This window comes from Catenibacterium faecis (assembly GCF_014306455.1).
Taxonomy (GTDB): Bacteria; Bacillota_I; Bacilli_A; order Erysipelotrichales; family Coprobacillaceae; genus Catenibacterium; species Catenibacterium mitsuoka_A.
The window spans coordinates 18,214-32,216 of the sequence record NZ_JACRWG010000028.1 but is presented as its reverse complement, the minus strand read 5'-3'; the positions used below and the strand labels follow the sequence as shown (position 1 = coordinate 32,216).

The following is a 14,003-nucleotide window of genomic DNA, read 5'->3' as shown; positions in this document are numbered from 1 at the left end:
ACCACCTCTCTTTGATTATACTATTATATCGAGATGCACACTAGAGTTTTGGGGGATTTGAGTTTGGTTATATATTTGTGTCCGCGCAACAAAGGCGCGGGGAAATGGAGAAAATCATGAAGGAAAGAGAACTCAAAGAGAAATGTTATATGGAAGCGTTGGATGGTTCTATATCTAATGTTAAGGTCGTACTTAATCATATGAAAAAGATTGATTTACAGGAAGGAATACTTGAAGAAGCAGTACTTAATAAAGATCGTATGCGTACAATTCTTCATCTAGAACTTGCATTAGCAGATTATTGTATTCTTTTAAGAAAGATGAAAGAGAATCAGTTTATTAACTATTTACCTCAGATGAGTAAAGATATTAATGCACTTATTCATTGTAATCGCTTTGAGTATCATGAACAGATGATTATCGTTTATTCACAAAGAGGAGAAGAGGATATCGATGTTGAACGCTTGATTTCCTTTGGTGAAGAAATCTTAGAAAGTTATGGTTTAAATGTTTAAATTTTAAATTATGCTTATTGAATTTCAAAGTGGATAATGCTATTATCTTTGAAGTATACGGAGGATGAAAAGTTATGAAAAAAAGACCTATTGTTTTATGTATTATGGATGGTTATGGATTAACTGATAGAGTTGATGGTAACGCAGTAAAACTTGCTAATACACCTAATCTTGATGATTTAATGGCAATGTATCCAACTACAACTATTAAAGCTTGTGGTAACGCTGTTGGTTTACCTGAAGGACAGATGGGTAACTCAGAAGTTGGTCATATGAATATTGGTGCAGGACGTACTGTTTATCAGTCACTTACTTTAATCAATAAAGCAATTACTGAAGGTACTTTCTTCACAAATGAAAAATTTGTAGAAGCAGTAGAAAACGCTAAGAAGAATGATTCTAAGTTACATATCTGGGGATTATTATCTAGCGGAGGAGTTCACTCTTCAAATGAACATATCTTTGCTTTATTAAAGCTTGCTAAAGATGCTGGTTTAACTAAGGTTTATGTACATGCATTCTTAGATGGACGTGACGTAGCACCTGATTCAGCAGTAGACTTCATTGGTGAACTTGCTGAAGAAATGAAGAAAATCGGTGTTGGTGAAATCGCATCTATTTCTGGACGTTATTATGCAATGGACCGTGATAAGAGATTTGACCGTGTTAACTTAGCTTATGAAGCAATTGTTGATCATAAAGGAAACAGCTTTACTGATCCAGTGCAGTACGTAAAAGATTCTTATGCTGAAGAAGTATTTGATGAATTCGTAGTACCTGGTTATAACTCAGCAGTAGACGGTGCTGTAGAAGATAATGATTCAGTTATCTTTGCTAACTTCCGTCCAGACAGAGCAATCCAGCTTGCCACTGTTATGACAAATCCTGATTTCTATGCAGATAAGGGATATACACCAGCAACTAAGAGAAATGGTATCTATTTCGTATGTATGATGAAATATGCTGATTCAGTAAATGGTCATGTAGCATTCGCATTACCAGAATTAATTAACACATTTGGTGATTATGTATCAGCTCAAGGATTAAAGCAGTTAAGAATTGCTGAAACTGAAAAGTATGCCCATGTAACATTCTTCTTTGATGGTGGAGAAGATAAGGAAATCGAAGGTGCTAAGCGTGACTTAATCAACTCACCTAAGGTTGCTACTTATGACTTACAGCCAGAAATGAGTGCTTACCTTGTAAAAGATAAGTTAATTGAAGAATTAGATTCTGGAGAATTCGATGTAGTCATCGTTAACTTCGCTAACTGCGACATGGTTGGTCATACAGGTGTTATTCCTGCAGCTATCAAAGCAGTTGAAGTAGTTGATGATTGTGTTGGTGAAGTATATGAAAAGGTTGCTGAACTTGGTGGTACTATGTTAATCACTGCTGACCATGGTAATGCTGAAAAACTTCTTGATGAAGAAGGTAACCCATTCACAGCACATACTACAAACGATGTACCTTTAATCGTAACAAACTCTCACCTTGAATTAAAAGAAGGCGGAAAACTTGGAGACTTAGCTCCAACTATGTTACAGCTTCTAGGACTTGCTATCCCAGAAGAAATGGATGGTACAAGCCTTATTAAATAATTGAACTATTAAAGCGAGACGTCTTAGTTTCGCTTTTTTTCTATTTATGGTAATATAGTCGAAAAGGAGAAATGAAAATGAAGAAATTACTCATTTTATGCCTTACTTTAATACTTTTAGGATGTAGTACATCTTCAGTTAAAAAAAAGAGTGTAAAAGGTATTAAAGAGATACAATATACAGAATTAAAGAAACTCATGAAAGAAGATGTTTCTTTCATGCTTTATCTAGGTCGTCCTGATTGTGGAGACTGTCAGGCCTTTAAACCTATCCTTGAAGACTATCTTAATAAGCATCCTGATGAAGGTGTTTATTACCTCAATATCAAAGCATATCGTGATGCATCACTCAAAGAAGATGCTACAAAAGAAGAAAAAGAGTTCTATAAGAATCTCTATAAAACATTTGATTTTAATTGGACGCCCACATTAGAAGTCATCTCAAAGGGTTCTGTACAAAGTAAATATCAGTATCTTGATGAAGACTATTATGCGATTAAGGATCGTAGTCAACAAATCAAAAAGAAAAACGAATTCATTAAAGAATTCAAAGTATTTATGAATCATTATTTTAAGGAGTAATAACTATGAAATGTCCACATTGTCATAAAGATATCAGACCCACAGATCACTTCTGTCCACATTGCGGTTATGATTTAAGAAGAAATCCACCTAGAAGTACGACTATTCTAGGTCGCATGATGAAAGGTTATTTAGTCATCATGTTACTTACTATTGCGCTTCCTATGGCTATTGTATTCTATAGTCAGTTCTTTACAGGAAAGTCAATTACATCTAATTTCCAGCAGTCAAAACTTTATGAGTTAGGTGAATTAAAGAAATCAGAAGGAGAAGAAGTCTATCACTTTGATTCTTCTAGCGCATTTAAGAAGAAATTTTCTAATGCTGAAACATTCATCAAACCTGCTCAGTCTTATAAGAAATCATTAGAAAAACAGTATGGTAAGACATTTACTGCTACTTATGATTATTCTGTTTATTCCAATAATGATCTCTATACAACTATTACATGTAAGACATCTTTGAATGATGATACAACTCTTGTGATTAAACGTACTTATAATCGTTCAAAGACTGATTTTATTAAAACAATAATCACAAAAGATAATTGTAAAACATTCAAAGATCTTCTTCAGGAAGACAACAAAGAATTAATCACATCAGTGATTGATCAGCCTACATACAATAAGCTGATGAAAGCTTTCCACAATAAACAAGAAGAATTTGAGACAAATAAAAAATCCTTAGGCCATTATGGCTTAGGTGCTTATATCAATGATAGTAAAGTATCTCTTGTAGTTTACCCGGGAAATAAGTACCAATCACAATTTAAAGCACAAACAGAAGGAAACCATTCTCTTGCTCGTTAACGAGTATTCCTCAGGGAAGTATGCATAATGCATGCTTCCCTTTTTTTGACTCCAATTACAGTCATTGGACTGTTTTATATAGATTCTCTCATGACATATATATGTCTTTTTTATTTAGTGGAAAGGGAAACAAGATGAATATTGTAAGAAGAATAGGTGCTGTTCTATTATCATTACTTATGATATTAGGAATCACTACACAAAGTGTCAGTGCAGCATCCTATAAAATGGAATGGCATGGTAAATCTACTGCATATGGCAGTACTGTAGGTAATTTCACAATTGATGGAAGAAGAGCCTGGTGTATAGAACATAAGAAAACAACCCCATCGAATCAGACAATGTCAGGTGATTTTTATACAAGCACAGAACCTAAATATGCGAATATACGTAAGATTATGTATTATGGATGGTTTGGTTATCAAACATGGGATGGTATGAATGGATTAAATGATGATGAAAAGAATGTCATTATGTCCATGGCGCTTTCTCATGCTTATTCTAATACATCACTTAAAAAAGGTAAGATTGCTGATTTCTATAATTATGCAACTTCTAAACCTGATCCTTTGAATCAGAATAATCTTTTATTTAGTAAGAATGATTTAAGTACTTACTATGATCAAAATGCGAGAGTACAGAAATCAGAATCAGTCAGACTCAATGGTCCTAATGGATATCATATTACTATTAGTACTGGTACAAATAAAGCAAAGGTAGTCAATGAAACAAGAAACCAGTCAGGTGAAACAGTAGATATCTATGGTGGAGATACAATGCATTATGAAGCAGATGCGTCTTATACAGGTCCAGTCTATTCTGGTTATAAGTCAGGAGGTTTCACATTTGCGCCATTAATTATTCATAATGGCAATAATAAATACCAGCATATTAGTACTTGGTATACACTTCCTCCAGAAGTCACTACATTTGCGAATGCACAGTTCCAGGCAGTGATTGGAAGATTAAAGCTTAGAAAGACAGATGTAGGTGGAAAACTATTAGATGGTGCCATTTTCCATGTCACTGGTAATAACTTCGATCAGGATGTGACAGTCACAAATGGTGAAATAGTACTTGATAACTTATTAGTAGGTGAATATACCATTACTGAAAAGAATGCCCCTCATGGATATTTAGTGAATACAGCGACATTTAGTACAACTGTTAATCCAGGAGAAACATCAGAAGTCACTATTACTGATGAAGCCCCTACAGGACAAATTCTTATTAAGAAATCTGATGCAGATGGACTCGTACAAGGTGAAGCGTCATTAGAAGGTGCTGAATATACAGTATATAACTCAGAAAATAAAGAAGTAGGTAAGATCATGACTGATAAGACAGGTCGTGGTCAATTAAATAATCTTGTATTAGGTATCTATACAGTAAAAGAAACAAAAGCACCTGCAGGTTATAACTTAGATCCTCAAACTTATACAGTAGAACTCACTTATAAGGATCAGACAACTTCTATTGTATGGAATCATGTCGAATCTCAAGATAAAGTAAAAGTAGGACAGATTGAAATACTAAAGACTGATACAAACAATCAGCCATTAAAGGGTGGAGAATTTGGTATTTATGCGAATAATGATATGTATATCGGTCATACCCTTTATAAGAAAGGTCAGCTTGTGATGTCTATTAAGACAAATGACAAAGGTATCGCAAAATCTGGTGATTTACCATATGGTTCATATTATGTAAAAGAATTATCTGCACCAGATCAAGAAGATGGTAATAAAGAAAACTTTGTCTTATCTGATGAAACACAATATGTTAAGATCACTGGCGATAAGCTGTTCTCTATGACTTTTGTAGATACGACTGTTACTGCATCTAAGAAAGATATTGCAGGTACAGATGAAATCAAGGGTGCAAAGATGCAGGTCACAGATTTGAATGGAAAGATTATTGATACATGGATTTCTACTAATAAGCCTCATTCAATCAAAGGATTAACTGAAGGACATGACTATATCTTAACTGAAATCACAGCACCTAATGGTTTTGTGAAAGCTGAATCTATCAAGTTTACTGTATCTAAAGAAAAGAAGAATCAAGCAGTTGTAATGAAAGATAAACAGGTTAAGATTTCTAAGACAGATTTAACGGGTGAGAAGGAAGTAGTAGGTGCTCATCTAGAAGTAAGAGATGAATTTAATAAAGTTGTGGATTCATGGACTTCTAGTGAAGAAGCACATTATGTAAGTGGACTTGAAGAAGGAAAGAAATATACACTTATTGAAACAACAGCCCCAGATGGTTATATTAAAGCAGAATCTATCACATTCACTGTATCTAATGAGAAGAAGAATGAAGCATATGTAATGAAGGATGGACAGATCACTGTTTCAAAAACTACAATTACAGGTAAAGAAGAATTAGAAGGCGCACAACTAGAAGTAAGAGATGAATCAAATAATGTAGTGGATTCATGGACTTCTACTCATGTTCCTCATTATGTTAGTGGACTAAAAGAAGGTCAAACTTATACACTTATTGAAACAACAGCGCCAGATGATTATGTCAAAGCAGAATCTATCACATTTACAGTTTCTAACGAAAATCAGGAAGTTGTGATGAAAGATGCTGAAATTACTATCAATAAGATAGATGAAGAAACAGAAGAACCTGTGTTAGATGCCCAGTTCTCTGTATTTGACGAGGAAGGAAATCTCATTGATCAATGGATCACTGATGGTAAAGCCCATGCAGTAAGTCATCTAGAAGCAGGTAAAGAATATATTCTTAAGGAAACAAAGACACCTAGAGGATATCAAACAGTAACAGATACTACATTCACTGTTTCTGGGGAAGAAGATTTATCTTTAGAAATCAAAGAAAAGCCAATATTAGTGAATATCCAGGTGAATAAGGTGGATGCAAAGACAAAACAATTAATCAAAGATAAAGACTTTGAATTCACACTTTACAAAGACCCTGATTGTATTTATAGTATGGTTGCTGCCTCATCAAAAGATGGTAGCGCAACATTTAAAGATTTAAGATATGGTACATACTATATCAAAGAAACAAAAGCACCATTTGGCTACCACTTATCTACAGAAGTCAAGAAGGTTGTCATTGATGAAAATGTGAAGGGTAATACATATACATTTGATTATGAGAATACACCAATAGAAATCATTCAAACAGGTGATCCAACAAATCTATTAATGATAATTGGTTTAGGTTTAGTCTCAATGATTTCTATTATTTTCATTCTTATTAAGAAAGAAAGCTAATATTTAGGACTGGAGAAATCTCTCTCCAGTCTTTTTCTATTAATATGACTTTTTTTTATTGAGACCTTCCTATATAATGTGAAATTAAGGAGGGGAGAACTATGAAAATGGTATTTTGTGATATAGATGGAACTCTTTATCGTGAAAATGAACAGATCTCACCTTTAAACAAAGAAGCCTTAACACGTTTTCGTGATGCAGGCGGTCAAGTTGTTTATTGTACAGGACGTCATATATTAGAAATGAATAAAATCCTTGAGCAGGATGGTTATCCTTTTGATTATCTTGTTTTAAACAATGGTGGGGCAATTCTTGATTCCAATAAAGAAACTCTCTATGAGAAACATATAGAACAACAAATTGGACTTGATATTCTACAATGGGGAGTAGATGCCAATATGTTTGTGCATATGTGTGATGGAAAGAATAGTTATGGTTGTTTTAATCATCAATCTTTTGCACATAGTGATATGGGAAATATACCTATTCCTGACGACTACATGACATTAATGAAGGAAAGTCCTTCATTTCAGATCATTAGCTTAAATCAGGAAGATAATCAGATTGATCAAATTAATATCATTAAGAAAAGAATTGAAGACAAATATGGTGATGATGTAGAATGTCACCCTAATCTTCATTTCCTAGACATTGTTCCTAACAACTGTTCTAAAGGGAGTGGTGTCACTTATCTCAAGGACAAAACAAATGCGATAACCTATACAATAGGTGATTCATGGAATGACCTTTCAATGATTGAAGCAGGAGATCATGGCTGTACATTTAATTATGCACATGATGATATTCAAGAAAAAGCAGATCATATTTATAGTTATGTCTATGAAATGATCGATGATATACTAGGGGGTAAAATATAATGAGCTGGAGAAATAACTTAAGAGATGTAGAACCTTATGTTGCTGGGGAACAGCCTAAGATGTCTAATCTTATCAAACTAAACACAAATGAAAATCCATATGAACCAGGAGAAAAAGTCAAAGAAGCAATTCAATCCTTTGATCCATTTAAACTAAGACTCTATCCTGATGCAGATGCATCAAAGCTTAAACATTTAATTGCAGAGTATCATGGATTAGAAGATGATCAGGTCTTTTTAGGTAACGGAAGTGATGAAGTTCTCGCCTTAACATTCTTAACATGCTTTAATGGACAGAATCCTATTCTTTTCCCAGATATTACTTATTCTTTCTATCCTGTTTATTGTGAATTGTTTAATATTGATTATAAGACAGTGGCACTTGATGATGCATTTAAGATTAAGAAAGAAGATTATTTTAATAAGAATGGTGGAATTATCTTTCCTAATCCAAATGCGCCAACAGGTGAACTTATGTCTGTAGATGATATCGAAGATATTATCAAACATAATTCTGAGAGTGTTGTTGTGATTGATGAAGCCTATATTGATTTTGGTGGAGAAACAGTCATACCACTCTTAAAGAAATATGATAACTTACTTGTGATTCATACATTCTCTAAATTCCGTTCACTTGCAGGTAGTAGACTTGGTGTAGCTTTAGGTAATAAAGAACTTGTATCACATTTATATGATGTCAAGAATTCATTCAACTCATATCCAATTGATGCACTTGCTCAGGTGATTGGTGAAGCTTCTATTAAAGACAGTGAAGTGATTAAAGAACATGCGAAAAAGATTATCGCAACACGTGAACGTACTAAAAAAGCCCTTAAAGAAATGGGCTTTACTATGACTGACAGTTATTCTAATTTCATCTTTATTCATCATGATGATTATGATGCAGAACATATCTTTAAAGAGTTAAGAAAGAAACATATTATTGTAAGATATTTCAATGCGCCACGTATTAATCAATACTTACGTGTCACTATTGGAAATGATGAAGAAATGGATGCATTCTTAGATGCTGTCAAAGAAATTATTCAAGCATCTTAAACACATAAGGAAACAATTAATGATATGATATATACAGATAACGTACTTCTATTTGATCTAGATGGAACAGTACTTAATACCGATGAATTGATTTTCCAATCATTCAGATATACTTTTAAAAAGCTTCTTCCTGATTACACATTATCAGAAGAAGAGCTTCTCTCATTCTTAGGACCACCTCTAAGAGATTCATTTGCTCGATATCTTTCAGGTGATCAGGTGGATGAAGCAGTACAAATCTATCGCGCTTATAATCATGAGAAGCATAATGATTATGTTACTCTATACCCTCATGAAACAGAAGTATTAAAAAAACTTCATGAGAAAGGAATAAGAATGGCTATTGTGACTACAAAATTCAAGGATGCAGCTGTATATGGATTAAAGTGTGCACACTTAGATCAGTATTTTGAAGTAGTCATTGGAAGTGATGAAGTCACACATGGGAAACCTCATCCAGAAGCAGTATTGACTGCAATGAAGAAGATGAATGCGACAAAAGGTTATATGATTGGTGATAATGTGACTGATATTCAAGCAGGCAAGAATGCAGGTATTAAAACTATTGGAGTTACTTGGTCTTTAAAAGGGACTAAGGCACTTCTTGGTGAACATCCAGATTATATGATGGAGTCTTATGATGATTTATATGATTATCTAGAAAGGATGTAGATTATGAAAGATATTATAATTATTGGTGGTGGACCAGCAGGACTCACTGCCGCACTTTATGCAAGTCGTGCAGGCGCTAATGTGACTGTTATTGAATCAGGTGCACCAGGTGGCAAACTAAACCTAACAGCTCACATCGAAAACTATCCAGGAATAAAAGAGATGATGGGTCCTCAGCTTGCATATGATATGTATGAACAGGCACTTAACTTCGGTGCCCAGTTAAAGATGACAGAAGTGAAATCTATTGTAGATGAAGGTGACTATAAGAAGGTTATTACTTCTAAAGAAGAACTAGAAGCTCGCGTAGTGATCATTGCGACAGGAACTAAAGAAAGAAAAATGGGACTACACTTAGAAGATGAAATGACAGGTAAAGGTATTTCTTATTGTGCTGTTTGTGATGGACCATTCTTTAGAGGAAAAGAAGTTGCTGTCATTGGTGGAGGAAATAGTGCGATTGAAGAATCAATCTATCTTGCTGGTATTACAGAAAAGGTTCATATTATTATGAGACGTGATGTCTTCCGTGCAGATGATTATCTAGTGAAGAAAGCACTTAATAATGAAAAAATTGAATTCCATTTCAAGAAGAAGCCACATGCTTTAATTGTAGAAGATGATACATTAAAAGGCTTAGAACTAGAAGATAGTGATACAAAAGAACTAGAAAACCTTTATGTACAGGGTATTTTCCCATTTATTGGTTTAGATCCAGTCACTGATTTTGTGAAGGATTTAGGCATCACAAATGAACAGGGTTATATTGATGTTGATGAACATATGGAAACAAAAATTCCTGGAATATTTGCGATTGGTGATGTCAGAACAAAGACATTAAGACAGGTTGTCACTGCAGCCAATGATGGTGCAATTGCTGGACAATATGCTGCTAAGCTTGTTGAAGAGAACTAGTGATAGTTCTCTTTTTGAATGCTTTATACACTTATCATTGTATGTTATAATGAGTAAGGTTGAGGAGGATATAAGTCTATGAAGAATGTAGAAGTTGTATTAGTTACAGGTATGTCAGGTGCAGGTAAATCTACTGCCATGGCTATATTTGAAAATATGGGATATTATTGTATTGATAACTATCCAGTTGCACTACTTGAACAGTTTGGAGATTATTTATTAGATGAAACTTTAGGTGGTAAGATTGCGATGGGAATCTATCTAGGAGATGCACTTCAGGCAATTCGTGAATTAACGAATATGGATTGGATCAATTTGACTGTTGTATTCTTAGATTGTGAAAATATGGAAATCTTAAAGCGTTATAAGCAGACAAGACGTTCACATCCAATGATGATCATGAATAAAGCCAATACACTTTATGACTCTATTGAATTAGAACGCCAGGAATATGAACAGATTAAGACACAGGCTGATTTAATCATTGATACAACTCTATTAAAGCGTACAGCTTTACAAGATAGACTAGAAGCATCTTTCTATCATGAAACAGGAGAAGTATTCCGTGTTTCTTTTGTATCATTTGGATATAAGTTTGGTATTCCTAAGGATGCTGATTTACTTCTTGATGTAAGATTCCTGCCAAATCCATTCTATATTCCTGAACTTAGAAATAAGACAGGAAATGATAAAGAAGTCTATGACTATGTTATGGAAAAACCTGAAACTCAGGAATTTATTAAAAGGACTTTGTCTTATTATGATTATTTATTGAAAGAATATGAAAAAGAAGGAAAAATGCAATTGATTGTCGGTATTGGCTGTACAGGTGGCCAGCACCGTTCTGTCACATTAACTAATTTCCTTGCAGACCATTATAAGAAATATTATAAAGTATATAAGTGGCATCGTGATGCTGACCACTAGAGGATGTGAAAAGAAATGTTGTCGTTTTCAAGAAAAGTAAAGGAAGAGATCGTATTTAATGAGTTTGATCATGACTGTTCAAAAGCGATTCTTTGTGCGTTATTAAAAACCAATGGAACACTGATGTTAGGACAGGGACTCTCTCTCCTAATCCGTACAGAAAACGCAAAAATAGCGTCAAAGATGCATAAACTTCTTAAAGAACTTTATGCACCTTCAATTGAATTTAAAGTAAAAAAGATGATGAAGCTTAAGAAGAACAATGTTTATCTTCTTAAGGTTTCAAAGGCAAGAGAAATACTAGAAGATCTTCATTTATTAGAAGGTCTAGGATTTACGATGTTACCTTCTGATGAGATTTTATATGATGATCGCACAAGAAGAGCTTATCTTGCAGGTATATTTCTTGCAAGTGGTTCAGTCAATAACCCTGATACATCTAATTATCATTTAGAGATGAGTGTACAGGATGAACCTCTTGCACAATATATTGAAGCTATGTTGAATAGCTATGGCTTAAATGCGCATGTGATCAAGAGACGTAATCGTTATGTTATCTATATGAAATCTGCAGAAAGAATAGGAGACTTCTTACGTGCTATAGGTGCTTCTACTTCTGTTATGGAATTTGAAACAACACGTATTGACCGTTCTATGGCTAATACTGTCAATAGATGGAATAATTGCGATATTGCGAATGAAATGAAAGCTATGACAGCGAGTGCAAAACAGATTGAAGATATTGCCTATGTAATTGATAAAGCAGGCATAGAGATTCTAGATTCTAAGACTGCGGATGTGGCACAGATTCGCTTAGAAAACCCAGAACTTACACTTAATGAACTAGCAGATGTGTATTTTAATAAGACAGGTCAGACAATTTCTAAATCTGGTCTTCACCATCGTTTTAAGAAAATCAAAGAAGAAGCTGCACGTCTTCGTCAGATGGAGGAAGAATAATGACTGTCACAGAAAGATTTGGAATGCGTATTAAGGAATTAAGAATGCAGCAGGGAATCTCTCAAGAAGAACTAGGGTTTAGATGTCATCTTTCTAAGAATTATATTTCTGATGTAGAAAGAGGTACTAGAAATGTGAGTCTTAAAGCCATTGATCAATTTGCGAGAGGCTTAGGTATTACTCTTAAAGACCTTTTTAACTACTAATATGTGAAATTTTAGAAGATGTCTAAGGCATCTTCTATTTTTTGTTTGAAATTGGTATAATTTCTGTGAGTTCATCATTTGTTTACAATAGAAACATATAATGACGACACTTAAAGGAGAAAAAATTTATGGATGCATTAATCTATTTTATAATTATATTTCTAGTTTTATCTGTATTCTTAAACATTATTGCTTATGCATGGCCTTTCTTATTGATCATGTTTATTGTTTATGAAATCTGGAAATATTTTAAACTAAAGAAAATCAGAAAGCAGTATGAAGAAGCACAAACACAATATTCATCTCAATCTCAGTCTTCATCACGTAATGATAATCCTGATATCATTGATGTAGAATATAAGGTTGTAGATGAAGAAAAGACTGGAGATGACAACTAAATGATTTGTCCTACATGTCATAAAGAAATCCCAGAAGGGTCACATTTCTGCCCCTATTGTGGTACACCACTGGATGATCAATGTCCTCATTGTGGTCATCAGAACATTCCTCATGCGAAGTTCTGTTCTTATTGTGGAAAACCATTAGGACCTGCTTCAACATCACGTCGTCCTCAAGGGTCTTTTATTCCTACATCACGTATTTATCAAGAAGAAGAAAAAACATATGAACCGGAAAAGGTATCACGTAAGATTAACTGGAAAGTAGTTATTATATCAGTACTTGTCTTAATACTTGCGACTACCGGTGCACAGTATTATTTGAATCATTCTGATAATATTAAATGGGCAGATGGTAATTCGAGTACTTCAGAAGAAATGACTTCTGTAATTAAACTAAAAAAGACAACAGAAATTGAACAATATTCTAATTTATCTAATGATGGAACTGTCGCAGCTAATGATCATTATATCTTCATGTCAAAACCTGACAGTAAATTGGTAAAATTAGATAAAGATATGAATGTCGTAAAGACATATGATATCAAGTATGCGACTTATTTAAATCTTGTTGGAGAAAAGCTTTATTATACAGATAAAAATCATCATATCTGTGTTCTTGATACAAAGACAGAAAAGTCTGAAACACTACAGGATGTTTCAGCATTCTATATGACTTATCATGATAATAAGCTCTATTATCAGAATGATAGTGATAATGAAAGTTTATATGTTTATGATATTTTAAATAAAACATCTACTAAACTTTTGGATGAACATATCTACAATATGAACTTTAATGGAGATATTATTTATCTAACTGGTAAGAGTTCTATTATTTCTTATAATATGACGACTAAAGCCACAGATACTATTTATAATGAACAGGTTTATGGTTCAGTTTTTAACGATGGTTATCTTTATTTCTCTACACCTAAAATGACAATTGGTAGAGTGAATGTCCAAACAAAAGAATCCCAGATTATTTTAAATGATATTGGTTATTCTATGTTTGTGATGAGTGATGAAGCAATTTATTATGTGGGCAGTGATGCAAAGATGTATCGTCTAGATTTTGAAAAGAAAGAACCGACTGCAGTTTATCAGTTCCAGTCACATCGTATCGGTGGTATGCAGATTGTGAATGATCATCTCTTTGTGAAAGATAATCAGGATTGGAAAGTTGTAAACACTTCTAATACAAAGTATGCAGTGATATTTGATAATTAGGC

14 protein-coding genes are annotated in these 14,003 nt (G+C 33.6%); all 14 read left to right on the top strand.

Annotated features, from left to right (window positions below):
• The first annotated feature begins 116 nt into the window (after positions 1-116).
• Positions 117-515 carry a hypothetical protein gene (locus H8909_RS07585; RefSeq protein ID WP_230310085.1) on the top strand — a complete coding sequence of 133 codons (399 nt, stop codon included), beginning with the start codon at positions 117-119 and terminating at the stop codon, positions 513-515.
• 74 nt (positions 516-589) lie between these two features.
• Positions 590-2,116 (top strand): 2,3-bisphosphoglycerate-independent phosphoglycerate mutase, encoded by a 1,527-nt coding sequence (gene gpmI, locus H8909_RS07580; protein WP_187012387.1) that lies wholly within the window; start codon positions 590-592, stop codon positions 2,114-2,116.
• 77 nt (positions 2,117-2,193) lie between these two features.
• Positions 2,194-2,697, top strand: a complete 504-nt coding sequence (locus tag H8909_RS07575; RefSeq protein WP_187012386.1) for a thioredoxin family protein — start codon at positions 2,194-2,196, stop codon at positions 2,695-2,697.
• A 5-nt stretch (positions 2,698-2,702) separates the two neighbouring features.
• Positions 2,703-3,506, top strand: a complete 804-nt coding sequence (locus tag H8909_RS07570) for a zinc ribbon domain-containing protein (RefSeq protein ID WP_187012385.1) — start codon at positions 2,703-2,705, stop codon at positions 3,504-3,506.
• A gap of 134 nt (positions 3,507-3,640) precedes the next feature.
• Complete coding sequence (locus tag H8909_RS07565; protein WP_187012384.1) at positions 3,641-6,757, top strand: SpaA isopeptide-forming pilin-related protein; 3,117 nt, start codon at positions 3,641-3,643, stop codon at positions 6,755-6,757.
• Positions 6,758-6,858: 101 nt separating this feature from the next.
• A complete protein-coding gene (locus H8909_RS07560) occupies positions 6,859-7,635 on the top strand; it encodes a Cof-type HAD-IIB family hydrolase (protein WP_187012383.1) in 777 nt (258 codons plus the stop codon).
• Positions 7,635-8,693 carry a histidinol-phosphate transaminase gene (hisC, locus tag H8909_RS07555; RefSeq protein ID WP_187012382.1) on the top strand — a complete coding sequence of 353 codons (1,059 nt, stop codon included), beginning with the start codon at positions 7,635-7,637 and terminating at the stop codon, positions 8,691-8,693. Before H8909_RS07560 ends, hisC begins: the two co-directional genes overlap by 1 nt.
• 24 nt (positions 8,694-8,717) lie before the next feature.
• Entirely contained in the window at positions 8,718-9,365 is a 648-nt protein-coding gene (gene ppaX / locus H8909_RS07550) for a pyrophosphatase PpaX (RefSeq protein ID WP_117459677.1), read from the top strand.
• Between the two features lie 3 nt (positions 9,366-9,368).
• Positions 9,369-10,280 carry a thioredoxin-disulfide reductase gene (trxB, locus tag H8909_RS07545; RefSeq protein ID WP_187012381.1) on the top strand — a complete coding sequence of 304 codons (912 nt, stop codon included), beginning with the start codon at positions 9,369-9,371 and terminating at the stop codon, positions 10,278-10,280.
• Positions 10,281-10,358: 78 nt separating this feature from the next.
• On the top strand, positions 10,359-11,207 hold the full coding sequence (gene rapZ / locus H8909_RS07540) for an RNase adapter RapZ (protein ID WP_022424408.1): 849 nt from the start codon (positions 10,359-10,361) through the stop codon (positions 11,205-11,207).
• 15 nt (positions 11,208-11,222) lie between these two features.
• Positions 11,223-12,167 (top strand): DNA-binding protein WhiA, encoded by a 945-nt coding sequence (gene whiA / locus H8909_RS07535; protein WP_022424407.1) that lies wholly within the window; start codon positions 11,223-11,225, stop codon positions 12,165-12,167.
• Positions 12,167-12,373 (top strand): helix-turn-helix domain-containing protein, encoded by a 207-nt coding sequence (locus H8909_RS07530; RefSeq protein ID WP_022424406.1) that lies wholly within the window; start codon positions 12,167-12,169, stop codon positions 12,371-12,373. Before whiA ends, H8909_RS07530 begins: the two co-directional genes overlap by 1 nt.
• A 128-nt stretch (positions 12,374-12,501) precedes the next feature.
• Positions 12,502-12,771, top strand: a complete 270-nt coding sequence (locus H8909_RS07525) for a hypothetical protein (RefSeq protein ID WP_117459687.1) — start codon at positions 12,502-12,504, stop codon at positions 12,769-12,771.
• Positions 12,772-14,001 carry a DUF5050 domain-containing protein gene (locus H8909_RS07520; protein WP_187012380.1) on the top strand — a complete coding sequence of 410 codons (1,230 nt, stop codon included), beginning with the start codon at positions 12,772-12,774 and terminating at the stop codon, positions 13,999-14,001.
• Positions 14,002-14,003 lie beyond the last annotated feature (2 nt).